The sequence below is a fragment of the Lysobacter sp. A378 genome, assembly GCF_054052125.1.
The window spans coordinates 1-24686 of sequence record NZ_JBSVRK010000001.1; the positions used below are offsets into that span (position 1 = coordinate 1).

Annotated in this window: 23 protein-coding genes and 1 pseudogene; 12 read left to right on the forward strand and 12 right to left on the reverse strand. The window is 65.6% G+C overall.

The features are described from left to right. Nucleotides 1-235: 235 nt before the first annotated feature. Entirely contained in the window at nt 236-1462 is a 1227-nt protein-coding gene (gene tyrS, locus ACW7G1_RS00005) for a tyrosine--tRNA ligase (RefSeq protein WP_456977725.1), read from the reverse strand. A gap of 184 nt (nt 1463-1646) precedes the next feature. Here tyrS and ACW7G1_RS00010 point away from each other — a divergent pair, with 184 nt between their 5' ends. Together ACW7G1_RS00010 and ACW7G1_RS00015 are read left to right on the forward strand one after the other, a co-directional pair. Next, on the forward strand, nt 1647-3086 hold the full coding sequence (locus ACW7G1_RS00010; protein WP_456977726.1) for a peptidoglycan DD-metalloendopeptidase family protein: 1440 nt from the start codon (nt 1647-1649) through the stop codon (nt 3084-3086). Nucleotides 3087-3170: 84 nt separating this feature from the next. Then, on the forward strand, nt 3171-4283 hold the full coding sequence (locus ACW7G1_RS00015; protein ID WP_456978787.1) for an anhydro-N-acetylmuramic acid kinase: 1113 nt from the start codon (nt 3171-3173) through the stop codon (nt 4281-4283). Here the strand turns inward: ACW7G1_RS00015 and ACW7G1_RS00020 are convergent. From ACW7G1_RS00020 to ACW7G1_RS00030, 3 genes are all read right to left on the reverse strand, one after another. Further along, entirely contained in the window at nt 4268-4618 is a 351-nt protein-coding gene (locus tag ACW7G1_RS00020) for a hypothetical protein (RefSeq protein ID WP_456977727.1), read from the reverse strand. The genes ACW7G1_RS00015 and ACW7G1_RS00020 overlap by 16 nt on opposite strands. Nucleotides 4619-4699: 81 nt before the next feature. Continuing rightward, nucleotides 4700-5995, reverse strand: a complete 1296-nt coding sequence (locus ACW7G1_RS00025) for an AmpG family muropeptide MFS transporter (protein WP_456977728.1) — start codon at nt 5993-5995, stop codon at nt 4700-4702. Continuing rightward, a complete protein-coding gene (locus ACW7G1_RS00030) occupies nt 5992-6801 on the reverse strand; it encodes an exodeoxyribonuclease III (protein ID WP_456977729.1) in 810 nt (269 codons plus the stop codon). Before ACW7G1_RS00030 ends, ACW7G1_RS00025 begins: the two co-directional genes overlap by 4 nt. A 105-nt stretch (nt 6802-6906) precedes the next feature. On the opposite strand from ACW7G1_RS00030, the gene ACW7G1_RS00035 reads away from it, so the two are divergent. From ACW7G1_RS00035 to ACW7G1_RS00045, 3 genes are all read left to right on the forward strand, one after another. Beyond that, complete coding sequence (locus ACW7G1_RS00035) at nt 6907-7443, forward strand: GNAT family N-acetyltransferase (RefSeq protein ID WP_456977730.1); 537 nt, start codon at nt 6907-6909, stop codon at nt 7441-7443. 1 nt (nt 7444) lies between these two features. Continuing rightward, nucleotides 7445-8107 carry an orotate phosphoribosyltransferase gene (gene pyrE, locus ACW7G1_RS00040; RefSeq protein ID WP_456977731.1) on the forward strand — a complete coding sequence of 221 codons (663 nt, stop codon included), beginning with the start codon at nt 7445-7447 and terminating at the stop codon, nt 8105-8107. Between the two features lie 71 nt (nt 8108-8178). After that, on the forward strand, nt 8179-8865 hold the full coding sequence (locus ACW7G1_RS00045; RefSeq protein WP_456977733.1) for a hypothetical protein: 687 nt from the start codon (nt 8179-8181) through the stop codon (nt 8863-8865). Here ACW7G1_RS00045 and ACW7G1_RS00050 read toward each other — a convergent pair. The 3 genes and pseudogenes from ACW7G1_RS00050 to coaBC form a co-directional block, all read right to left on the reverse strand. After that, nucleotides 8827-11148 carry a phosphomannomutase/phosphoglucomutase gene (locus ACW7G1_RS00050; protein ID WP_456978789.1) on the reverse strand — a complete coding sequence of 774 codons (2322 nt, stop codon included), beginning with the start codon at nt 11146-11148 and terminating at the stop codon, nt 8827-8829. The genes ACW7G1_RS00045 and ACW7G1_RS00050 overlap by 39 nt on opposite strands. Nucleotides 11149-11189: 41 nt before the next feature. Continuing rightward, on the reverse strand, nt 11190-11663 hold the full coding sequence (dut, locus tag ACW7G1_RS00055; RefSeq protein WP_456977734.1) for a dUTP diphosphatase: 474 nt from the start codon (nt 11661-11663) through the stop codon (nt 11190-11192). Then, nucleotides 11663-12897: pseudogene (gene coaBC, locus ACW7G1_RS00060) on the reverse strand (bifunctional phosphopantothenoylcysteine decarboxylase/phosphopantothenate--cysteine ligase CoaBC). The gene dut and the pseudogene coaBC overlap by 1 nt, the downstream one beginning before the upstream one ends. 234 nt (nt 12898-13131) lie before the next feature. Between coaBC and radC the strand changes: the two are divergent. From radC to ACW7G1_RS00075, 3 genes are all read left to right on the forward strand, one after another. Further along, nucleotides 13132-13806, forward strand: a complete 675-nt coding sequence (gene radC, locus ACW7G1_RS00065; protein ID WP_456962890.1) for a RadC family protein — start codon at nt 13132-13134, stop codon at nt 13804-13806. Between the two features lie 99 nt (nt 13807-13905). Further along, nucleotides 13906-15594, forward strand: coding sequence for an arginine--tRNA ligase (gene argS / locus ACW7G1_RS00070; protein WP_456977735.1), 1689 nt, complete (start codon nt 13906-13908; stop codon nt 15592-15594). Then, entirely contained in the window at nt 15595-16395 is an 801-nt protein-coding gene (locus tag ACW7G1_RS00075; protein WP_456977737.1) for an SPOR domain-containing protein, read from the forward strand. A 24-nt stretch (nt 16396-16419) separates the two neighbouring features. Here ACW7G1_RS00075 and ACW7G1_RS00080 read toward each other — a convergent pair whose 3' ends face one another. Together ACW7G1_RS00080 and speA are read right to left on the reverse strand one after the other, a co-directional pair. Further along, complete coding sequence (locus ACW7G1_RS00080; protein ID WP_456977738.1) at nt 16420-17274, reverse strand: NAD(P)-dependent oxidoreductase; 855 nt, start codon at nt 17272-17274, stop codon at nt 16420-16422. An 8-nt stretch (nt 17275-17282) separates the two neighbouring features. Next, a complete protein-coding gene (gene speA, locus ACW7G1_RS00085; protein WP_456977740.1) occupies nt 17283-19181 on the reverse strand; it encodes an arginine decarboxylase in 1899 nt (632 codons plus the stop codon). A gap of 249 nt (nt 19182-19430) precedes the next feature. Between speA and speE the strand changes: the two genes are divergently transcribed. Then, nucleotides 19431-20282, forward strand: coding sequence for a polyamine aminopropyltransferase (gene speE, locus ACW7G1_RS00090; RefSeq protein ID WP_456977741.1), 852 nt, complete (start codon nt 19431-19433; stop codon nt 20280-20282). A gap of 11 nt (nt 20283-20293) precedes the next feature. Here the strand turns inward: speE and ACW7G1_RS00095 are convergent, their stop codons facing one another. Continuing rightward, nucleotides 20294-20632 (reverse strand): P-II family nitrogen regulator, encoded by a 339-nt coding sequence (locus tag ACW7G1_RS00095; protein WP_456962884.1) that lies wholly within the window; start codon nt 20630-20632, stop codon nt 20294-20296. A gap of 190 nt (nt 20633-20822) precedes the next feature. Between ACW7G1_RS00095 and ubiK the strand changes: the two genes are divergently transcribed. Beyond that, a complete protein-coding gene (gene ubiK / locus ACW7G1_RS00100) occupies nt 20823-21125 on the forward strand; it encodes a ubiquinone biosynthesis accessory factor UbiK (RefSeq protein ID WP_456977742.1) in 303 nt (100 codons plus the stop codon). 9 nt (nt 21126-21134) lie between these two features. Beyond that, nucleotides 21135-22649 (forward strand): YifB family Mg chelatase-like AAA ATPase, encoded by a 1515-nt coding sequence (locus ACW7G1_RS00105; RefSeq protein ID WP_456977743.1) that lies wholly within the window; start codon nt 21135-21137, stop codon nt 22647-22649. Nucleotides 22650-22657: 8 nt separating this feature from the next. Here ACW7G1_RS00105 and ACW7G1_RS00110 read toward each other — a convergent pair whose 3' ends face one another. Continuing rightward, complete coding sequence (locus tag ACW7G1_RS00110; protein ID WP_456977744.1) at nt 22658-22951, reverse strand: hypothetical protein; 294 nt, start codon at nt 22949-22951, stop codon at nt 22658-22660. 85 nt (nt 22952-23036) lie between these two features. Further along, on the reverse strand, nt 23037-24203 hold the full coding sequence (locus ACW7G1_RS00115; RefSeq protein WP_456977745.1) for a putative peptide maturation dehydrogenase: 1167 nt from the start codon (nt 24201-24203) through the stop codon (nt 23037-23039). Nucleotides 24204-24338: 135 nt separating this feature from the next. On the opposite strand from ACW7G1_RS00115, the gene ACW7G1_RS00120 reads away from it, so the two are divergent. Further along, the gene (locus ACW7G1_RS00120) at nt 24339-24659 is read left to right on the forward strand and encodes an NHLP-related RiPP peptide (RefSeq protein WP_456977746.1); all 321 of its coding nucleotides are present in this window, start codon (nt 24339-24341) and stop codon (nt 24657-24659) included. Nucleotides 24660-24686: the final 27 nt, after the last annotated feature.

Genomic DNA, 24686 nt, shown 5'->3' on the forward strand with positions numbered 1-24686 from the left:
GCGGATCCGGAGAACGTCAACACCTTGTTCGCCTGATTTTTTCCCGCTGCCCCGACCCGGTGTTGCTGCGTCGAGCCGACCATCTTAACCGGTTTTCAGGGCACGTCAACACCTCGTGAACCCCGCAACCCATCAACCCGCTCCGCCGTCCTGCTCATCCGGGTCAGCGCGGCCGCGTAGTCTGCACCAGTGGAGATGAACAGGGAAGCGGTTTCGCGAAAACCGGCTCCTGCTCTCAGGCTGCAACCAGTCGCACTCTGGCAAAGGTCCGTTTACCCACGGCAAGGACACCCTCGAAACCGGGGGCGAACGTACGTCCCGCGTCTTCCACTACTTCGCCATCGACCCGCACCGCCCGCTCCTTGAGCTTGCGATTGGCCTCAGAGTTGCTTGATGTCAATCCGGCAGCGGTCAACGCCGCGGCAATGCGCAGCCCTTCGGCCGGCACCACCAGGTCCCGAAGCGGCAATTGGGCGGTATCCCCCTGTCCGCGAACCACCGCGTTCCAGCCGGCGATGGCAAGATCGGCCGCGGCCGCATCATGGAACCGTGTGGCCAGCTCGCGGCCGAGCCGCAACTTCACGTCACGCGGGTTCAGCTGCCCCGCCTGGATCTGCGCCTTCAATGCGGCGACCTCGGCAATCGATATCTCGAAGCTGAGCAACTCGATCCAACGCCACATCAACGCGTCATCGATCTTCATTACCTTGGTGACGATCTCCAGCGCCGGCTCGCTGATGCCTATGTAGTTGCCAAGCGACTTGCTCATCTTCTGCACGCCGTCGATCCCTTCCAGCAACGGCATGGTCAGCACCACCTGCGGCGGCTGACCGTGGGCTTCCTGCAAGCCACGCCCCATCAGCAGGTTGAACTTCTGATCGGTACCGCCCAACTCGACATCGGCCTCCAGCGCGACCGAGTCATAGCCTTGAACCAGCGGGTACAGGAACTCGTGGATCGCAATGGGCTGTTGTGCGGCGTAACGCTTGGCGAAATCATCGCGCTCGAGCATCCGCGCCACGGTGTGGCGAGACGCGAGCTTGATCATGTCGGCCGCCGTCATCCTGGAAAACCATTCGGAATTGAAGCGTATTTCGGTCTTGTCTCGATCGAGCACCTTGAACACCTGCTCGGCGTAGGTGTCGGCATTGGCCAGCACGTCCTCGCGGGTCAGGGGCTTGCGGGTGACGTTCTTGCCACTGGGATCACCGATCATCCCGGTGAAGTCACCGATCAGGAAGATCACCTGATGACCGAGGTCCTGGAACTGCCGCAACTTGTTGAGCAGCACGGTATGACCCAGATGCAGGTCCGGCGCGGTAGGGTCAAAGCCGGCCTTGATCCGCAACGGGCGGCCAAGTTGCAGACGGGTAGCCAGCTCGTCGCGTTTGAGCAGCTCGTCTGCGCCGCGCTCGATCAAAGCCAGTGCGGCGTCCGGGGAGGGTGTGGGTTGTGCAGACACAAGGAATCTCGCTGGCTGGATCATGACCGTGTTGCAATCACGATCATAAATGTGAAATAACTTGCCGATCGGGAACCCCGTGGGGAAAACCCTATTCAGCTCAAGGGTTTGACGCATACTCCTCGCGTCCTTATCGTAACGCCGTGACAGCGTCTTCACACACTTGCGCGCAGGTAGCCTCCGAATGACAGCACCAGATTCCGGTCCAGATCGGCGCCAGCGCCTCAAAAAGCTCCGCGACGCCGCCCTCTACCGACCGGTCCTGGCCCGACACCTGCCCGACGGATTCACCGGCCGCTGGACACGACGCCAATGGATGCAGGCAAGTCTGTTTGCCACCATCGGCATGCTCGTGGCGGCAATCGTACCCGGGTTCGGAAACCTTGGGTCTGATACCTCGCAGGCGCCACGGCATCTCACTGCGCTGCCGCTGCCGCCGCTGACATTGAAACAGGCCCACGCGCATCCGGACGACGAATGGCAACTGGTGCAGGTGCAGTCGGGCCAGACCTTGGGCGCGCTGTTCCAGCAGGTCGGGGTTCCGGCCAGCACCATGTACCGGATCCTCGACCTGCCTGATACCAAGCAGGTGCTGACCCGGCTACGCCCGGGCGCGGAGCTCGCTTTCGAGCTGGACACCGACGGTGCGTTGCGCGGGCTCCGTTATGATCGCGACGCCAGCCACCGCATCGAGCTCCGGCTGGACGGTGAGCAGATCGAACAGACGGTGATCAAGCGGCCCAGCCAGCGCCGCAGCACCGTGGCCACCGGCGAGATCAGCAGCTCGCTGTATGCCGCGGCACGCAAGGCAGGCCTGTCCCCGAACTCGATCGCCACCTTGACCGACGAGATCTTCCAGTACGACATCGACTTCACCGATGCACAAAAGGGCGACCGTTTCAGCGTTGTCTACGACCAGATCTGGCGCGAGGGCGAGCGCATCGGCAACGGCGACATCCTCGCGGCGACGTTCACCACGGGCGGCAAGACCTATTCCGGCTTCCGCTTCGAGCGCGATGGCAACATCGGCTACTACACCGCCGATGGTCGACCGCTGAAGAAGGCCTTTATCCGCATGCCCATTCCCTATGCGAGGGTCACATCGGGCTTCACCACGGCACGCAAGCACCCGATCCTGGGACGCACCCGCGCCCACCAGGGAGTCGACTACGGTGCCGGCAGCGGCACTCCGATCATGGCCGCCGGCGATGCCCGGGTGAAGTTTGTCGGCTGGAAGAGTGGCTACGGTCGCACCGTGGTACTGGACCACGGCAAGGGCTACACCACGCTGTATGCCCACATGTCGCGCTTCAGCAAATACAAACGCGGCGCCAGCGTCAAACAAGGCACGGTGATCGGCTATGTCGGCAGCTCCGGACTGGCGACCGGTCCGCACCTGCATTACGAGTTCCGGGTCAACGGGGTTCACCGCAATCCGCTGACCGTGACCATGCCGCCGCCGGAACCATTGAAGGGCGCCGCCTTGATTGCGTTCCGCGCCCAGACCGCACCGGCGCTGGCCCGGATTCGCCAGGTCGAGGAGCTGCTGGAGGGCAACGCACGGGTTGCCTCGACGAAGACGCCCTCGCCCAAGCCAACGGCCGGGGCCGACCAGAAGGCTTGAGCCAGGATGGCAGGCAACGCCCGCACGGGCCCGGTTGACCCGACCCCGGTCGCCTTGGACAGCAACGAGCTGTTCATCGGCCTGATGTCCGGCACCAGCGCCGATGGTATTGATGCGGCATTGGTCCGCTTCCACGGCTCCAACTGCTCCCTGCTGCTGGGCCGCACCTATCCCTGGGATGCCCTGGTACGCTCCCGACTGGTTGCCCTGGGCCAGGGCGGCGCGGCTCAATCGGTCGAAGAACTTGGCACCCTGGATGTGCAGGTTGCGGAAGCCTTCGCAGACGCTGCGGTACAACTGGTGAGCGATGCCGGCATCGCACCATCGGGAATATGCGCCATCGGCTCGCACGGACAGACCGTGCGTCATCGCCCGAACGGGGCGCTGCTCGATGGCAACCAACCCTTTACCTGGCAACTCGGCGACGGCAACCTGATTGCCGAGCGCAGCGGCATGACCACGGTGGCCGACTTCCGACGCCGCGACGTGGCTGCCGGTGGCCAAGGCGCGCCATTGCTGCCCGGCCTGCATGCGGCGATGTTGCACTCGCCCTATGAGGATCGTGCGGTTCTCAACCTGGGTGGAATCGCCAATTTCACCCTGTTGCCCGCCGGTGATCCAAGCGCAGGCGGCATGAGTGTTCGCGGCTTCGACACCGGTCCGGCGAACGCGTTGATGGACGCTTGGTGCGAACAGGAGCTGGGCCAGCCGTACGACGCGGGCGGCGCGTTCGCCGCGCGCGGAACGGTCGACGTCGCGCTGCTGGAACGTTTACTGGCCGATCCCTGGTTTGCACTGCCACCACCCAAGAGCACCGGCCGCGAGCAGTTCCATCTGGGATGGCTGTTGGGCCGTCTGGCGGGCACGGAACGGCCCGAGGATGTCCAGGCGACCTTGCTGGAGCTGAGCGCGGCCACCATTGCCGATGCACTGCTCACGCTTCAGCCGGAAACCCGACGGGTACTGGTTTGCGGCGGCGGCGTACACAACGCTCGCCTGCTCGGACACATCGGTGCGCGGCTGCCAGGGATGCTGATCGAGTCCACCGCCGCGCATGGGTTGGACCCGGATTTCGTCGAGGCGATGGGGTTTGCCTGGCTGGCCCGACGGACCCTTTCCGGCCAACCCGGCAACCTGCCCGGCGTCACCGGCGCGAGGGGTCCGCGGGTACTGGGCGCAATCTACCCTGCCGCTTGAGGCAGGGCGTCACCTGGCGCCTCGACCGGCGCACCACCACGACCGTCATCAAGCGCATCGCTCGCGGCGTCTGCTTCCGCGCCGGAAGACTCAGCACGGCCGATCAACGAAAAGCCCGGATCGTTGTCGATCTGCTCCAGCGCCATGATCGCCGCCTGCAGCGCATCGGCGTCGGAGTCATCAAACCCCGGCCCCACACCTGCTTCACAGGAAAACAATCCGTGTTCCAGCAAATGGATAAGCGTCTGCTTCTGGCTCCATCCGTTTGCACTGGCAACCCGGCGGATGCGCTCCAGCAACAACATGTCGATATCGAGTAGCACGGTTTCGCTCATGACAACCTCCTTCGACACGGTAACGCCGTGGCCCGATCCTGCATGAACGCGTACCGCCCGTGGCCGAGGATCATCGCGCCGTCACTCCCTGGATTCGAACAGATAGGTATGCCGCCACAGCCAGGCCAGCAACATCAGGGTCGGCACGATCGATAGCGAACTGAACACGAAGAAGCCGACGTAGCTCCATTTCTCGACCATGAAACCCGACATCCCGCCGATGATCTTACCCGGCATGTTGGCCAGGGAGACCAGCAGCGCGTACTGGGTTGCCGTGAATTCCCGGCTGGTCAGCCCCGACAGGAACGCGATCAGCACCACGCCGGCATATCCCAAGGCCAGATTGTCGCCGGACAACGCCGCCACAAACGCCCAGGTCTGGCTGGGGTTCATGGCCATCAGCAGGTACAGCAGGTTCGACAACGACAGTGCCAGCGCGCCAATCAAAATGGAGCGGCGCATGCCCAGCGCCGCCACCGACACGCCGCCCAGGAAGGCGCCGGCAATCCCGATCCAGACCCCGTACAACTTCGATACGGTCGCGATCTCGGCCTTGCTGTAGCCGGTGTCGATATAAAACGGTCCGGCGACCACGCCGAGCATCTGGTCGGGCAGCTTGAACAGGCCGACGAACACCAGCAGCGCGATCGCCACTACCACCCCGTGGCGGCGAAAGAACTCGTTGAACGGGCCGACGAATGCCTCGCCAAAACTCTTGCGCTCACGCACCTGGATATCTACCGGTTCGCGCGCCAGCAGTACCGCCACCAGCGGCAACAGCAACACCACGGCCATGGTCAGGTAAGCGATCCGCCAGCCGCTGAACTCGGCGATATACAGCGCGCCCGCGCCCGACACGATCAATCCGATGCGGTAACCGAGCGTATAGGTGGCGGCCAGCGCGCCCTGGGCGTGGACCGGTGCAATCTCGATCCGGTAGGCATCCACCACGGTGTCCTGGGTGGCGCCGGCAAACGCGGTCAGCGCGGCCAGGCCGACAAAGGTGGCCAGTTGCACCGGCCCGGTGAAGGCCATCCCGGCCAAGGCCGCGATCAGCACCGCGATCGCCAGCACCAGCCAGCCGCGGCGCCGGCCAAGCACACCCAGCAACGGGGCGTTCCAGCGGTCGATCAACGGCGCCCACAGGAACTTGAACACATAGAACATGCTGACGTAGCTGAGCAGGCCGATCGTGCTCAGCTCCAGCCCGTACTCGCGCAGCCAGATCGACAAGGTGTAGCCGACCAACAGGAACGGCAGGCCACACCCAAATCCCAGGAAAAACATGGTCCCCGCCGATGGCGTGCCAAACGCGGCCAGGATGCCGCGCCAACCCTTGGGCCTGGCCGGAGCCGGGGCCGCTGCGGCAGCGCTCAACCCAACTCTCCCCGGTAGTCCACGACGAATGGCGCGTGATCGGAGAACCGCGGCTCACGCAGGATCGAGCACGCCTGCACCCGCGTCGCCAGCGCGGGCGTCACCAGCTGGTAATCGAGCCGCCAACCCACGTTGTTGGCATAAGCCGCGCCGCGGTTGCTCCACCAGGTGTAATCCTGACCCTCGGGGTGCAGTGCCCGATAGGCGTCGGTCCAGCCAGGGCGGTCGCCCTGACCCGGCCCGCACAGGCCGTTGAGCCACTCACGCTCCGGTGGCGTGCAGCCGGAGTTTTTCTGGTTCGATTTCCAGTTCCGGATATCCAGTGCGGTGCGCACGATGTTCCAGTCGCCGCACAGCACGTAGTCGCGACCGCTGGCCAGCCACTCGTCCAGCGTTGGCTGGAGCCAGTCCATCACCTCGAACTTGAAACCCTGGCGCAGCTCGCCCGAGGAACCCGACGGTATGTAGAACGACACCACGCTGAGGTTGCCAAAACGCGCCTCGATGTAGCGCCCTTCCTCGTCGAAAGGCGCCCAGCCCAGCGCGGCACGGACCTCGTCGGGCTCACGCCGGCTGTAGATCGCCACCCCGCTGTATCCCTTTTTGGTGGTCGCATCGCGAAAGAAGGCACGATAGCCATCGGGCAGGAACGCCGGATCCAGGCCGTCGGGGCCGTGAAGTTGGTGCTCTTGCGCCTTGGTCTCCTGGACGCACAACACGTCGGCGTCCTGTTCGCGGAACCAGTCGAAAAAACCCTTGCGGGCCGCCGAGCGCAACCCGTTGGCGTTGAAGCTGATAATGCGCAAGGTGCGCTCCGCGATGGGGGATTGGCGATCATAACAATGCCGCCATGGCACGCGCAGCACCACGTCCCCGCCGTGAAGGCCAACGGGTGTCTTATCATCGGTCGCATGCACGAGCCGGCGGACATCCAGGTGGTGGTGGTGGCCGACGCCACCCACGTCGCCGCGATACGGCGCCTGCGGGTCGCCCCAGGACAATCGGCGTTTGTCGGTGACATCGTCTTCAACCTGGCCGATGCGCAGCGTGACCGGCTCAGCGATGCAATGGCGATCCTGCACGCGGGCCAGCTGGTCGGCTTTTATCGACTCGATCGCGCGCCGCGCGCCGTTACCGGTCGTCGCCTCGACCGGCCACACCTGGGCTTGCGAGCATTCGTGATCGATCGCCAGCATCAGGGCCGGGGTTTGGGTACACGCGCCATCCGGGTGTGTTGCGCCGATGCATTGCGGCGTTACCCGCTGCGTCGGCTGTTGGCGTTGACGGTGAACTGCGACAATATTGTCGCCCGCGCCGCGTATGCCCGCGCCGGGTTTCGTGACACCGGCGAGCTCTATCCCGGCGGCCCTGCGGGACCTCAACGGCTGATGCTCTGTCATTTGGACAAACCCGCCACCGATCCACCCTCCCTGCCTGGACCCAGCTGACATGAACGACCATCGCACCCGATTCCTGCAACTTGGGTTGCGCGTAGACGCGCTGCGCTTCGGTGAGTTCACGTTGAAATCCGGTCGCGTCAGCCCGTACTTCTTCAATGCCGGGCGGTTTGATTCCGGTGCCTCGATGGCCACGCTGGCCGGCTGCTACGCCGACGCCATCGATGCGGCGGGGATCGAGTTCGACCTGATCTTCGGGCCGGCCTACAAAGGCATCCCGCTGGCAACGGCGCTGGCCTGCGAATACGCCCATCGTGGGCGTGACCTGCCGGTGGCCTTCAACCGCAAGGAGCCCAAGGCCCACGGCGAAGGCGGCAGTCTGATCGGTGCTTCGATGGAAGGCCGGCGGGTGTTGGTGATCGATGACGTGATCACCGCCGGAACCGCGATCCGTGAAGCGCTGGGCATTATCGACCGCGCCGGCGGCACCACGGCCGGGATCGTGATCGCACTGGACCGGCAGGAAGCCGTGGACCCGGCGCACAGCCGACGCTCGGCGGCACAAACTGTCGCTTTGGAGCACAGCCTCCCGGTCGTCGCGGTCGCCAGCCTGGACGACCTTCTCGCCCTGGTGTCCGGCTCGGGAGCGCTGGGCGACCACCACGAGCGCCTGTTGGCCTATCGCGCACGCTACGGCGGCGGCCCGGACGACTGAGCTGCGGGGCGCACGGCTTGGCCCGACTCTTGCGTTATCTGTCAGGTGATAGCGACAGGTAGATGCCCGACATGAACAATCTTCCGCCCCGATCCATCATCCAGGCGCTCGCCGTCGGCCTGCTGTTGGTGACCGCGCCGGCGCTGGCCCAGAAAACGGAAGCCAAGAAGATCTATTGCTGGCAGACCGAAACCGGCAAGGTCTGTGGCGACGCGCTGCCCGCCAGCGCGGTCGACAACGCACGCACCGAATTCAGCGTCAGCGGCATGGCGACCAAGCAGGTGCAACGTGCGCCGACCGAGGCGGAACTCAAGGTCGCCCGGGCGCAAGCCTTGCTTGGCAAGGAGGCAGCGCGCGTCAACGCCTCGCAGACCCGACAGGAAAACGCCATGGTGGCGTCGTTCGCCACGGACGTGGAGCTGGAGCAGAACTTCAAGAACCGCATCGAGGTGATCGAGTCGAACATCGAGACTTCCCGGATCGGGATAAAGAGCACGCGGCGAAGCCTGCTGAACCTGTTACAGCGGGCAGGACAAGCGGAACTGGCGGAAAAGCCGGTCGCCAAGACGCTGGCGGGCAACATCGCGAGCCAGCACCAGGCGCTGCGCGGGCACCAGCAGTTGCTGGAGGCACGGCAACGTGAGCTCGGCACGATCGACGAGGAGCTCAGCGCCGCACTCTCCCGTTACCGGGAACTGAAGCCGGCGGGCCCTGCCGGGTCAGAAGGGCAGCTCGAGGTCCTGGTCAACCGCCAATAGCTTCTCCCGGAAGACGCCCTTGATCCGGGCCATCGCCGCCTGGCTGTCGGCATCGAACCGCATCACCAGTACCGGCGTGGTGTTGGAGGCACGCACCAGCCCCCATCCGTCGGGCCAGTCAACCCGCAGGCCATCAATGGTGGTCAACCGCGCGGCATCGAAACTGGTACTGGCAATGAACTGATCGACAAACGCGTGCGGGTCGTCGTTCGGCGCGGCGACCTTGATCTCGGCCGTGGCCACGCCATCGGGCAATGCATCGAGCAGGTCGCTGGGACGGTCGGCTTGTCCACCCAGGATTTCCAGCAGGCGGGCGGCCGCATAAATGCCGTCGTCAAAGCCGTACCAGCGCTCCTTGAAGAAGAAGTGACCGCTCATCTCGCCGGCCAGCTCGGCCTGGGTCTCGCGCATCTTGGCCTTGATCAGCGAATGGCCGGTCTTCCACATCAGCGGGCTGCCGCCGTGGCGCAGGATGTAGCCTGGCAGTCGGCCGGTGCACTTCACATCGAAGATGATCTGTGCCCCGGGGTTGCGTTCCAGCACGTCGGCGGCGAACAGCATCAGCAGCCGGTCGGGGAAGATGTTGTGGCCGTCGCGGGTAACCACGCCCAGCCGGTCGCCATCACCATCGAAGGCGATGCCCAGGTCGGCATCCAGCCGCTCGACCATCTGCACCAGGTCGGCCAGGTTCTGCGGCTCGCTGGGATCGGGATGGTGGTTGGGGAAGGTGCCGTCGATCTCGCAATACAGCGGCACCACCTCGGCTCCGATCGCCGTGAGCACCCTCGGCCCGAGCTCGCCGGCGACGCCATTGCCGGCGTCAACCACCACCTTCAGCGCGCGATCAAGCTGGATGTCGGAGGCGACCCGCCGGACATAGTCATCGTCGATGGTGCGCTGTTCCAGGCTGCCTTCGACCGGCGCGACATGCAGCCGGTCCTCGGCAATGCGCGCATACAGGTCAGTGATCGCCTCACCCGACAAAGTCTCCTCGCCGACCACGATCTTGAAGCCGTTGTAGTCCGGCGGGTTGTGACTGCCGGTGACCGAGACGCAGGAGCCGGTCTTCAGGTGATAGGCGCCAAAATAAACCAGTGGCGTGGGTGCCAGGCCGATGTCGATCACATTGCGGCCCGCCCTGCGCAGCCCCGCGATCAACCCGGTGACCATGTCGGGGCCGGACAAGCGCCCATCACGGCCCACCACGATTTCTTCCAGATTCTTGTCGTGCATCAACGAGCCAATGGCATGGCCAATCAGCTCGGCCACGCCCAGGTCAAGGCTCTGGCCGACAACGCCGCGGATGTCATAGGCCCGGAAAATGCCCCGATCCAGTGCAACCGGCGCGCAAGCAATGCCAGCCGCCTTTGTCGTGGCGGTGCCGGCGTCCGGGGACGCGTTCTCCCCCATCGATTCCGCCAGGGTCAGCGTCGACTCCCCGGTATCGTCCTGCTCGTCATTTCCAGCCGCCTGACGCCGCGCCACTATCGCCGGCCCGCGCCAGCACAGCACACCCAGCAATGCCAGCAATGCGGCGAGGATGCCGCAACCCAGCGGGCCCAGGCCGAAAGGCGCAGCGGCAACGCGCGGGGCGGCGGCGGCGATGCGCATATCGTTGCCCGGTACCTTGACCGCCAGAACCTCGGCGCCGCCGGCCAGGCCGACGTCACCGCGTTCAACAATATTGTAGTTGCCCTGGCGCAGCGCCAGGTAGGTGTCATTGGCCACCGATACCGCCACCAACGGCGAGGTGAGCCGCTCCAGTGGCAGGTAGACCAAAGCCACGGCAACCGGCTCGCCGTCGCGGTTTACCGGCGCCGCCAGCGCCAGCCGGTTCTTGCCATCACCACGAATGACAGCATTGACCGGCTGGCCCTCCGCCAATGCCGACTCCAGCACCGCCAGACGGCCGTAGCCCCCTTCCGGCAGGGCGGCGTAGCCGGAATCAAGCGCCGGATTTACCAGCGCCGCGTCGCTGGCACCGGGCCAGTCCTTGACCAGCAACTCGGCCGCGTGATCGAGTTGGCCAGCTGCCACGGCGGCCGCCAGCACCGGGTCGGCCAACCGCTGGGCGAAGCGCTCCCGCTCAGCCGCCAGCGTGGCCGCTGTCGCCTGCACCGCCGTGTCGCGCGATTGTTCCAGCACCATCCGGCGGTTGGCGTCGCCATGCTGCTGCCAGCCACTCCAGGCAAACCACAGCGCCAGCAGCGCGCAGACCCCGGCCACCAGTGGCAAAAACGGTTTGAGCGGCTCCAGCGACAGCTCGGGCCGGGTAAATTTCATATCAACCATGACTTCCCCTTCAGTACCTAACGCGAGTGCGCCTAGCGGACGCCGGTGTGGCCAAAGCCACCGGTTCCACGGACGCTGTCGCCAGATTCATGTGCGGCGAATTCCTCCACCACCTGCAGCTGCGCCCGCACCACCGGCAGGACCACCAGTTGGGCGATACGATCCCCAGGCGCCATCGTAAAAGGCTGATCGCCCCGGTTCCAGACGCTGATCATCAACGGACCCTGATAATCGGCATCGACCAGACCGGTGCCGTTGCCCAGCACTATGCCGTGTTTGTGGCCCAGCCCGGAGCGGGGCAGGATCACCGCGCACAAACCGGGGTCGCCAATGTGGATGGCCAAGCCTGAAGCAACCAGCGCCGTAGCGCCCGGCAACAGGGTGAGCGCGTCGTCAAGCGCCGCACGCAGGTCCAGACCGGCGCTGGCGGGGGTGGCGTATTCGGGTAGTGGCCAGCAATCGCCAAATCTTGGATCAAGGATCTTCAGTTCCAGGGTGTGGTGCATCAGATAATCCGCGATGTCTGTGGAGGTATCGCCGGCAACTGCCTGACGACCAGGTCCAGCAGGCGGTCGGCCAGTTCGTGCTTGGATGCGGTGCCCAACGGGTACTCAAAGCCGGCGCCGTAAACGACCAGGGTGTTCTCGTCCGCCGCGAAACCCGAGCCGGGCAAACCGACCCGGTTGGCAGCGATCAGGTCCAGCTGCTTGTCGACCAACTTGGCGCGTGCATGGCGCTCGACATCATCGGTCTCGGCCGCGAAACCGACCAGCAGGCGAGGCCGCAATGGACTCCCAACCAGGTCGGCCAGGATGTCCCGGGTTCGCACCAACTGCAGGGTCAATCCTTCACCGCCGGCTTGCTTCTTGATCTTTGCCGTGGCGACCTGCGCGGGGGTGAAGTCGGCGACGGCGGCGGCGGCGACATACACCTGCGCCGGCAAGGCCTGCATCACCGCAGCGTGCATCTGCGCGGCCGAGCGTACGTCCACCCGGGTGACCTGGGCCGGGGTTGCCAGCGCCACCGGTCCGGCAACCAGGGTGACCTGGGCTCCACGACGGGCGGCGGCGGCGGCGATGGCAAAACCCATCTTTCCGCTACTGCGGTTGCCCAGGAAGCGCACCGGATCGATGTCCTCATAGGTGGGACCCGCGCTCACCACGACATGACGCCCCGCCAGCGTCCCGGGCTTCACGCTGAGGCCCGGGCCAGCTCGGCAACGATTTCATCGGGCTCCAGCAAGCGACCTTCGCCCACCTCGCCGCAGGCCTGATCACCCGCGCCGGGGCCCAGAACCATCACCGAGCGTTCGCGCAGGGTTTCAACGTTGGCCCGGGTCGCCGCGTTCGCCCACATCAGCCGGTTCATGGCCGGTGCGATCGCCAGCGGCGCATCGGTCGCCAGGCACAGCGTACTGACCAGGTCGTCGGCGAATCCGTGGGCCAGCTTGGCGATGATGTTGGCGGTGGCCGGTGCGATGAGGATCCGGTCGGGCCATCGCGCCAGCTCGATATGACCCATCGCCGCTTCGGCGGCCTCATCCCACAACGACGTGCGCACGGGACGGCCCGACAGCGCCTGGAAAGTGGCTGCGCCAACAAACCGCCGGGCATTGTCGGTCATCACCACCTGCACCTGTGCACCCGATGCACCGAGCCGGCGGACCAGCTCCGCCGCCTTGTACGCGGCAATGCCGCCGCACACGCACAGCAGGATCTTTTGTCCTTGGAGCGCTGACACGTTGGGGAAATTCCTACTGCGGGACCAAGCCTTAGCTTACCCGACGCGAAGGGCGGTTCCGATGTCAGGCACCGGGACAATGCGGCACGGTGAATGCGTCCCGAAGCGGGGACGGAAAAATGCCCGGCGCGATCCCCCAATCCGCCGGACGCCTGGGCTGTGGACCTGGTTCGTCCCAGTGGTTCGTCCCAGTGTTCCGTCCCCGCTTCACTTTTCCAGCCTTCGAGGCCACCCATGCATATACGAGATTGGCCCGCCTCCGAACGCCCACGGGAAAAACTGCTGGCGCGCGGTGTCGGGGTGTTGTCCGACGCGGAGCTGCTGGCGATCTTCCTTGGCTCCGGCCTGCGCGGACGCGACGCGGTGACCACGGCGCGCGAACTGTTGACCGCGCATGGGCCACTACGCGCCTTGCTGGAGCGCGCACCGGCGGAACTGGCAAAGCTTCCCGGGTTGGGCCCGGCGCGCGCGTGCATGCTGGCGGCAGCACTGGAGCTGGGTCACCGGCACCTGTCGGCGGAACTGGAGCGCGGTATCGCACTCAGCGATCCGCAGGCAGCCGGCCGCTACTTCGCCCAGCGCCTGCGCGGGTTGCCCCACGAGGTATTCGCGGCCCTGTTCCTGGATACCCGGCATCGGGCGATCGCCTTCGAAGAGTTGTTCCGGGGCACGATCGACGGCGCCGAGGTACACCCGCGCGAAGTGGTGCGGCGGGCGCTGGCCCACAACGCTGCGGCGGTGATCGTGGGCCATAACCACCCCAGCGGGAATCCCGAGCCCAGCGCCGCCGACCGCGCGGTGACCGCCCGCCTCAAACAGGCACTGGCGCTGGTCGATTTGCGGTTGCTGGATCACTTCGTGATTGCCGATGGCCCGCCGGTATCGCTGGCGGCGCGCGGCTGGGTCTGACGGCAGGGCAGTGATGGGATCCGCGTGAACGTCGGCAACGCCGACGACACGTTCAATTCCGGGTAAAATGACCGGTTCTGCCGCCTTTCCAGAGTTTTCGTGAAAACCACCCTCCGCGCCCTGGTCATCCAAGCCATCGAAGCGATGCGTTCCGCCGGCAGCCTTCCGGCCGATCTGGAAACACCCGACTTCGTGATCGAACGCCCGAAGACGCGCGCGCAGGGTGATTTCTCGACCAACGCGGCGATGTTGCTGGCCAAACCGGCCCGAGCCAATCCGCGCGCAATCGCACAAGCGATCGTGGAGGCACTGCCGGCCAGCGCCGACATTGCCAAAGTCGAAATCGCCGGACCGGGGTTCATCAACTTCCACCTCGACGAGGCGGCCTGGCGTCGCCAGCTCGGCGAAGTGTTCCACCGCGGCCAGGCCTATGGCCGCAACGATTCCGGCAACGGCCATCACGCCGGCGTGGAGTATGTCTCGGCCAATCCGACCGGCCCGTTGCACGTCGGTCATGGCCGCGCGGCGGTGATCGGCGATTGCATTGCCCGGGTGCTGGATGCCAACGGCTGGGACGTCGCCCACGAGTACTACTACAACGATGCCGGCGTGCAGATCGAAAACCTGGCCTTGTCGGTCCAGGCGCGAGCGCGGGGCATCCAGCCGGACGACGCCGGCTGGCCCGAAAATGGCTACCGCGGCGACTACATCGCCGACGTGGCACGTGCTTACCTGGATGGCGCCGGCGTGGAACTGGACGGCCAGACCGTCACCGCCGCGACCGACCCCGACAACCTCGCCGCGATCCGCCGCTTCGCGGTGGCGTGGTTGCGCCGTGAGCAGAACGACGACCTGCAGGCCTACGGCGTCAGCTTCGACGTGTACTTCCTGGAGAGCTCGCTGTACTCCGACGGCAAGGTCGCCGAGACCGTCGCCGCCTTGACCGCCAACGGCCACACCTATGAGGAAGGCGGCGCGCTGTGGCTGCGCAGCACCGATTTTGGCGACGACAAGGACCGCGTGATGCGCAAGTCCGACGGCAGCTACACCTATTTCGTGCCGGACGTCGCCTACCACTTGAGCAAGTGGCAACGCGGCTATGAGCGCGCCATCACCGAGCTGGGCGCAGACCACCACGGCTCGCTGTCGCGTGTACGTGCCGGGCTGCAGGCGCTGGATCTGGGCATCCCGCAGGACTGGCCGGAGTATGTCCTGCACCAGATGGTGACGGTGATGCGTGGCGGCGAAGAGGTAAAGCTGTCCAAGCGCGCCGGCAGTTACCTGACCTTGCGCGAGCTGGTCGACGAAGCCGGCCGCGACGCTACCCGCTGGTTCCTGGTCGCGCGCAAGCCCGACTCGCAGCTGACCTTCGACATCGACCTGGCACGCAGCCAGTCACTCGACAACCCGGTGTACTACGTGCAGGTGGCGCATGCGCGGATGTGCGGGCTGATGCGCCAGCTGGACGAGCGCGGGTTGTCGTTCGACCGCGAGGCCGGACTGGCGCTGCCACTGGACCTGGAGGACGCCGCCACCCACGAGTTGGTGGTGACCGTACTGCGCTATCCCGACGTGGTCGACAGCGCCGGTCAGGACCTGGAACCGCACCAACTGGCAATCTACCTGCTGGAGTTGGCGCAAACCTTCCAGTCGTATTACAACGGCCATCAGTTCCTGGTCGACGATGCCGACCAGCGCAACGCGCGGCTGGTGCTGGCAATGGCAACACAACAGGTATTGGCCAATGGACTTGGCTTGTTGGGCATCAACGCCCCGGAGGTAATGTAGGTGGCAGCACGACGTGGCAAGACACAGGCGCGGCGCAACCAGGGCAACAACGGTTTGCCGGGTTGGGCATGGATGGTGCTGGGCATCGTATTGACCATTGCCGCAATCGCGCTCGCGCCCAAACTGTTGAAGTCGGATGGCGATGGCTTCTTCCGTCCCCAACCCAACCCGGACGCCCGTCCGGCGCCGGTTGTCAGTGGCGGCGATGAGGCCGCTCCGGCGTTGCCGAACGCCGGCGAGGAACCTGCCGTTAACGCCGACGGCCCCAGGTACGATTTCTACACGCTGCTACCGGGCAAGGAAGTGGCCGTCAGCGATGCCGAACTGGCCGCGACCGAACGTGCCGAAGCCGCACGCGCCGCCGCCCTGCTGCGCGGAGAGCAACCCGCCCAGGTCGTCGCCTCCGCCAACCCCGACGCCGCCGACCTCGCGTTGCCAACCCCCGTTGATCCGGCGCCACAACCCGCGACGACGGCTCCCGCGACGCCGTCGTCCGCAAGCCAGCCCGACCGCGACACCGCTTCAGTCGCCGCACCCAAGCCGACCACCGCCACTGCCGTCGCCGATGGCGTCCGCTATTTGCTGCAGGCCGGTGCCTTCCAGGGGGCGAGCCAGGCGGAAGAGCTCAAGGCACGCATCGCCATGGTTGGCTTGAGCGCAAGAGTCGAGCCGGCCCAGATCAATGGCCAGACGATTTATCGCGTGCGTATGGGCCCCTACGACTCCGCCGGCGACCTGGCGGATGCCAAGCGCAAGTTGGGCAACAGCGGATTGCCGGCCATGGCGATCAAGGTCAAGTAGACCCCGCACCGCCACCGGGCGCGGTCAGTCGCCGCGCTTGAGCTTTATCAATACCGATGTATCGGCGTCCCCGTGTCCGCGTTCGGCCAGGGTGGTGTAGTCGGCCAACGCCAGTTCCAATGTCGGCAGGCGGACTCCCGCCTCACGCGCGATATCGCGCACGATGCGCAGGTCCTTGAGCATGTGCGCGCTCTTGAAACCCGGCGCGAACTCCCCGCGCAGCATGGTCGCGCCGCGCTTGTCGAGGAACCAGTTGCCGGCCGCGCCCGCCATCAGGGTCGGCAGCAGGCGTTCGGGGTCCAGGCCGAGCTTCTCACTCAACGCCAGCCCCTCGCAGACCGCTTCGTTGATGCCGGCCACCAGCACCTGGTTGACGGCCTTGGTCGCCTGTCCGGCACCGGTATCGCCCATGTGGCTGATCCGGCTGGCGTAGGCCTGCAGCACCGGTTGCACCGTCTGGAAGTCGGCCTCCGTGCCGCCCGCCATGACCGACAACTTGCCGTTGCGCGCACCTTCAACACCGCCCGACACCGGCGCGTCGATAAAGCCAATCCCCTGCGCCTGCAAGGTGGCCGCTGACCGCCGCGCCGTCTGCACCGACACGGTGGAATGGTCGACCACCACCGAACCGGGCCTGAGCACCTGCGCCAGTGCGTTGACGTTTTCCAGCACGTCGGCGTCCAGCGACACGCACAGCGCGACCACGCCGCAATCGGCGAAGTTGTCGGCCGAGCGTGCGGCACGGATACCCAGCTCGGCGGCCAGCGCATCGGCCTTCGCCTGCGTGCGGTTGCCCACGGCGGTCAGCAGGCCGCGTGAGTGCAGGTAGCGCGCCATCGGTGCGCCCATCGCGCCGAGGCCAATAAATCCGGTTTTCATGCAGTTCCTCATGCCAAAGGCGCGTCGTCGAGATAGGTGTAACCGGTCAGGCCCGCTTCCAGCGTCGCATTCAAGTGGTCGGCCTCATCCGCGGGCAGGTTGGCGGCAGCGACCTTCTGCCGGTAGTTCGCACGCAAGTCGTCCACCTTGTAGCCGACGTAGTCCAGCATCACGTCGGTGGTGTCGCCACGACGTTGCTGGGCCAGCCGGTAGCCGCCGTCGGCCGCGCCGTCCACCCGCACCTCGACCGCATCGGTGTCGCCAAACAGGTTGTGGATGTCACCGAGGATCTCCTGGTAGGCGCCTACCAGGAAGAAGCCCAGCCGGTAGCTTTCGCCGGGAATGAGCGAGTGGATCGGCATCGAGGTGTCCAGCGTCTCGTTGCCGACATACGTGTCGATGCGGCCGTCGGAATCGCAGGTCAGGTCGGCGATCACGCCGCGGCGCTGCGGCGCCTCGTCCAGCCGCTCGATCGGCATGATCGGGAACACCTGCTGGATTGCCCACACGTCAGGCATCGACTCGAACACGCTGAAATTGACGAAGTACTTGTCGACCAGCCGCTGGTTGAGCTCGTCCAGCACCGCCTGGTGGCTCTTCTCGCCGGCATTGAGGCGGTCGCGCACGCCGTGGGCGATCAGGTAGAACAGGTCGTCGATGCGGGCGCGGTGGGTGAGGTCGATCTGGCCGAGCGCGTACGCGGTCAGGCCTTCGTTGTGGAAGTGCACGGCCTCGTGAAACAGCTCGACCGCCGGGCGCGCGTCCAGTTCGGCGTGGATCTCGCGCAGGTGGCGGATCACCGCCGGCTCGTCGTCGTGCAGGTCGGGCACGCGGCCTTCCGGCGCCGGCTCCACCTCGGACACGTTGGCCACCAGCACCGCGTGGTGCGCGGTCATCGCGCGGCCGCATTCGGTGACGATCCGCGGCGGCGTGAGGCCGTGCTCGGCGCAGGCATCGGCCAGCGGCTGCACGATGTTGCTGGCGTACTGCTGGACGCCGTAGTTGATCGAGTAGTAGCTGCGCGAACGGGTGCCCTCGTAATCGATCCCGAGGCCGCCGCCGACGTCCATGTAACGCACGTTCGCACCCAGCTTCGACAGCTCGACCAGGTAGCGCGTGGCCTCGCGCATGCCACTGGCGATGTCGCGCACGTTGGAGATCTGCGAGCCCATGTGGAAGTGAAGCAGGCCCAGGCAATCGGTCATGCCGGCCTCGCGCAGGCGCTTCCACAGGTCCAGCACCTGGCGCGGGGACAGGCCGAACTTGGCCTTGTCGCCGCCGCTGTTCTGCCACTTGCCCGCGCCCAGACTGGCCAGCCGCATGCGCACGCCCAGGCCCGGCGTTACACCCAGTGCCTTCGACTCCTCCATCACCAGCGACAGTTCGGACGGCTTCTCGATGACGATGAAGGTTTCCATCCCCAGCTTGCGGCCAATCAGGGCCAGGCGGATGTACTCGCGATCCTTGTAGCCGTTGCAGACGATCAGCCCGCCCGGCCGGCTCAGCGCCAGCACCGCCATCAGCTCCGGCTTGCTGCCCGCCTCCAGCCCGAAACCCTCGCCGTGGTGCGAGGCCAGGGTGCCAGCGACGCCTTCGTGCTGGTTGACCTTGATCGGGTACACCGCAGTGTAGCCACCGGCATAGTCCGCCTCCGCCATCGCCTGCACGAACGCGCCCTGCAGCTTGCCCAGCCGGTCGCCCAGGATGTCCGGGAACCGCACCAGCAGCGGCAACCTGGCCCCCCCGGCACGGGCCTGATCGACGACCTCGGGCAGCGCGACCGCCGGACCACCGGCACCCGTCGGCAGCACCGTGACCCGGCCGGCCTTGTCGACGTCGTAATACCCCTCGCTCCAATGCGGAATCGAATAGGCTTTGCGGGCCTGATCCATCGACCAGTGGGACATCGGTTTGCTACCAGCAGTGTGGGGGATTGGCATTCTATCGTCCCGGTGACCCGTGGGCGTCACAACGGAAGCCGGTTTACCCTGCCGTCATCAGGCACCGACCGCTGATCATGGGACTGTCGCACAACGATCCGTCACGAAAGGACAGAGGGCGGTTCGCTATAATCGGGGTTTAATTTCGATCCCACCAAATGGCGCCCCGACCGGGACTGCCCGATGGCGGCCTCCCCGAATACTGGACGAACCGCAATGACCCCCAAACCCTCCTGGCATTACGAGAACTTCGAGCCGTCGGGCTCGGCGATCGGTTTCCGCATCAACAAGAAGCTGGACGAGGTGCAGTCACCGTTCCAGAAGATCGAGATCTTCGAGACGACCGACTGGGGCAACCTGATGCTGATCGACGGCGCGGTCATGCTGACCACGCGCGACAACTTCCTGTACCACGAGATGATGTCGCACCCGGCGCTGTTCACCCATGCCGATCCGAAGCAGGTGGTGATCATCGGCGGCGGCGATTGCGGCACCCTGCGCGAGGTGCTCAAACACCCCGGCGTGGAGCGCGCGGTGCAGTGCGATATCGACGAGCAGGTCACCCGCATGTCCGAGAAGTACTTCCCCGAGTTGTGTGAGTCCAATGCCGATCCACGCGCGCAGTTGCTGTTCGACGACGGCATCGCCTACATGAAGAACTGCACTCCCGGCAGCCTCGATATCGTGATCGTCGACTCGACTGATCCGGTCGGCCCGGCAGAGGGATTGTTCAACAAGTCGTTCTTCGAGTCCTGCTTCCATGCACTGAAGGATGACGGCATCCTGGTGCAGCAGTCCGAGTCGCCGCTGGTATTGCTGGACCTGATCAAGGCGATGCGCGCGGAGATGGGAAAAGCCGGCTTTACGTCGTTCCAGACCCTGCCGTTCCCGCAGCCGTGCTACCCCACTGGCTGGTGGTCGTGCACATTGGCAAGGAAGTCCGGTGGTTTCGACTTCCGCGAGGCCGACGCGCGCGCCAAATCCTTCGACAGCCATTACTACAGCGCCGATATCCACAAGGGCGCGTCGACCCTGCCGCCCTTCGTTGCCGCGGCACTGGGCGAGTAACCCCGATCTGCCTACAGCGCGTCGCCGTCCAGCTCGCCGGTACGGATCCGGACCACCCGGTCCAGGTCCCAGACGAAGATCTTGCCGTCACCGATCTTGCCGGTGCCGGCGGCCTTCATGATCGCCTCCACCACGGTGTCGGCCTGGTCATCGGTGATTGCGACCTCCAGCTTGATCTTGGGCAGGAAGTCGACCACGTATTCGGCCCCGCGATACAACTCGGTATGGCCTTTCTGGCGACCGAATCCCTTGACCTCGGTGGCCGTGATCCCGGCCACGCCGGCCTCTGCCAGTGCCTCGCGGACATCGTCGAGCTTGAACGGCTTGATCACCGCCATCACCATTTTCATCCGCTGCCTCCGGGGTTGGGTCGATTGCCGGCAAGAATAACGCGATCTCCCGCGCTGCCTGCGCTAGAGTAGCGGTTCCGCAGAGTCGGCCATCAGGGGTCAGACTAATCTGACCCCTGACCGCGGCACCGGCTGATGGCGCCGGACCGACCGGCACGCGAGGCTGGGAGCATTGTTGCAGGAGCCCACCATGATCGATCTGAACCACATCGACGAACTCGCCCGCCGCCTCAGTGGCCTGGTCCCGGAAAGCGTGCGCGAGACCCGTGAGGAACTGCAGCAGAACATCAAATCGGTGCTGCAGACCGGACTGTCCAAACTCGACCTTGTCACCCGCGAGGAGTTCGAGGTGCAGCGCGCGGTGTTGCTGCGTACCCGCGAGAAGCTCGAGCAACTGCAACGCACGGTGTCCGACCTGGAGGCGCAGGTCGAGCGCGGCTCCGGCGGTGCAGCGCCGTCGTCGTTTGATACTCCCGCCCAGCCGCGCCACTGAGTCGTCCCGATGAACCTGGCACTCGTGCACAGTCGTGCGCGATCGGGGGTGCGTGCGCCTGCGGTCCGTGTGGAGGTCCACCTCGGCGGCGGCCTGCCGTCGATGTCGATCGTTGGCTTGCCCGAAGCTGCCGTGCGCGAAGCCAAGGACCGGGTTCGCGCGGCGATCCAGTGCGCGCAATTTGAATTTCCGACGCGTCGGATCACCGTCAACCTGGCACCGGCCGACCTGCCCAAGTGCGGCGGCCGCTTCGACTTGCCTATCGCCCTTGGCATTCTCGCCGCCAGCGGCCAGATCCCCCTTGAGGCGCTCAGCGAGTATGAGTTTCTCGGGGAACTGGGGCTGACCGGCGAGTTGCGCGCCATCGACGGCGTATTGCCGGCGGCATTGGCAGTCGGCAGTGCCGGACGCAAGTTGATCGTCCCGCTTGGCAATGGCGCCGAGGCGGCACTGGCCAGCCAGGTCGAAGTACGCACCGCGCGTACCTTGCTGGAGGTGTGCGCGATGATGAGCGGGACCAAGTCGCTGCCATCGGCGATCGCGATGCCCACCTCGCGCACCCGCGGCCCCGACCTCAGCGACGTTCGCGGGCAAACCCATGCCCGGCGTGCACTGGAAGTCGCTGCCGCCGGCGGCCATCACCTGCTCCTGGTCGGCCCGCCGGGATGCGGCAAGACCTTGTTGGCATCGCGGTTGACCGGCCTGCTTCCGGACGCGACCCAGGACGAAGCGCTGGACTCGGCCGCGATTGCCTCCATCAGTGGTCGCGGACTGGATCCGTCACGATGGCGCGAACGTCCGTTTCGCGCGCCCCACCACACCGCCAGTGCGGTGGCACTGGTAGGCGGCGGCGCCGAGCCCCGACCCGGTGAGATTTCCCTGGCCCACAACGGCGTGCTTTTCCTCGACGAGCTACCCGAATGGGGGCGGCACGCGCTTGAGGTCCTGCGCGAGCCGCTGGAGTCGGGCGTGGTCACTATTTCGCGGGCCGCGCGCAGCTGCGAATTCCCGGCCCGGTTCCAACTGGTGGCGGCGATGAATCCGTGCCCCTGTGGCTGGGCCGGCGATCCCAGCGGTCGCTGCCGCTGCAGCCCCGACACGGTGTTGCGCTATCGCGCACGCATCTCCGGCCCGTTGCTGGACCGGATCGACTTGCACGTGGAGGTTCCAAGGTTGCCGACATCGGCGCTACGCCCGGACGCACCCGACGGCGAGCCAAGCCAAAAGGTGCGCGAGCGCGTGCTGCATGCCCGAAGCCTGCAATCCGATCGTGCCGGGAAAGCCAACGCACACCTCAGCCAACCGGAAACCACCGCGACCTGTCGACTGTCCAACGCCGATCACGATTTGCTGGAGCGGGCCATCGATGCACTCCAGCTATCGGCACGCTCGATGCACCGGATCCTGCGGGTAGCCCGGACCATCGCCGACCTCGCCGACAGTCCGCACATCCGCACGCCGCACCTGAGCGAAGCGATTGGCTACCGGCGAATGGACCGCGGCCAGGCTAACCAGGTCGCCTAGAAGCCAGCTCAGTCGCCGCCGCAGTTCGCACAGATGGAACGGCCTTCCATCGCGGCTCGCGATAACTCGCGTTCGCGTTCCCGCACCCGCGCGGTTTTGCAGATGCGGGTCTTCATGTTGCTGCCGATTCTCTTCTCGTATTCGCAGACCATCCGGTCACCGTCATCGTCCGCGTTGGTTACTGCCACGTCCTTCGCTACGGCTGCAGCGTCGGCCGGGGCACTCACCTGCCCCGCGTGGACAACCGACCCGGCCAGCAGAAGACCGGAAAAGAGCAACACAATTACACCTTTGGCTTGCATGAATATCCCCCTTTAAAGACACGCCAATTGGAAGTGTTTACGCGCGCATTCCACAACGGTCAAGACTGCGTCGTCGCGTCGGATGTTATTCCGGCTGCCATACCTCATGGCCCGGGTCGAACTCCGCGGTCTCCATGGTCCCGGCGCGCCAGCCAAAGCCGCAGATCGCCAGCGGTCCTTCCAGCAACGGGTCGAGACCGAAGCCACGCTCGATGTCGACCTCGTTGATCGCCGAGGTCACGAATGCCCCCAAGCCCAACTCGGTTGCCGACAGGTAGAGGGTCTGCGACAAATGCCCGCTGTCGAGCACCAGCGCCCGGTAGGCCTTGGCGTGGTGGCGGTATTTCCAGAAGCTGCGGCCAAAACGTGGCGTCAGCACCACCAGCACCGGCGCATTGGCGAACCAGTGCTGCCCGGCCAGGGCGAGTTTGGCGAATTCCACCAACGGCAGCGCGGGCGCCGGCAACGGCGCCAATGCGTGATCGACCGGGTGGTAGTGGTACAGCCCGGGCGAGATACCTTCCACGTCCTGCACGATCAGGTACGCCTCGGTCGGGTGCAGGCCGCCGCCGGAGGGACTGGTTTTCTTGAGGAACGCCGTGTCGTGACTGACCCGCACCTGCGCCTGCGCGGAGAACACGCGTTGCAGCATCCGCGCGAACAGGGCCTCCGGCAAAGGCCGTTCGGCATCGAAATTTCGACAGGTGGCCCGGCGCGCAAGCACATCGTCGAAATCGTTCGCCGCGGCACGAGGCAAAAACAGGCGTGGTGCGATACAGGCTTGCCCGCCCACTTCCGCGGGAGGCGCACCAAATCGTTGGCGCAATTTATCCGCGGTCACCAAGTCGTTGTCCTGCATGGCCCGCACGCCATCAATCCCGTGCCAACGACTCTGCCGATGGATGAGCGCGGCCAGGGGCCACCAGTACGAGGCGCGAAGCACATCATCACGCTCCCAGTGCACCGTGCGCTGCTCATCGGCAACCACCAACCCCTCAAGCAGCAAACGGTCGAGAGCCCCGGGCGCGTGGTCCGACAAGGTGTCGGCATCCACCCACTCGACAGGACTCAGGCTGCCGAGCAATTCGCGTTGCACAGCATCCACCTCGACCTCGTGATCCAGATGCGGCGCCAGTGCCAACCAACGCGACACGCGACTTAGTCCCGCGCCCCCCGTCAGTAGCGACGCCAGGCTGAAGCTGGCGTCCTCCCGCAACTCAAAAAACAGCACTGCGCAGCGACGCACCCGCATGCACCTGCCCCCCCGGTAATCATCCGGATCCAAGATTCACCGAGTATGTTATGAATCCGGTTCCATACGAACCGTCCACAGCGCGGCAAGACTTCAGGCCGGCCGCCAGCAGCGATTTTCAGGAAAGGGGAAACCATGACTAACCTGCACGATGGATCAGGGCACCCGCCGCTGGATCCCAGCGTCGCCGACAAGCTTCTCGAACTACTGAGCACCGACGATGAATTTCGCACCCTCTTCAAGCAGGACGCGGAGAAAGCGCTGAACCAGGCCGGCTACTTCCTGCCCGCCGGGGCGTCGCCCTTGCGCTGTACCCAGGTCGACCACCTGGCCTCGAAACATGAAGTTGCCGAATCCCGCGAAGCACTCAAATCGCACCTCACGGCAGCAGGTCCACTGACCGTGGTTTTTTGTTTCGAGGCAGGCAAGGTCTCGTCGTTTCTTCGCAGCAAATAATCCGGCTGCATCGACTCCACGAAAGCC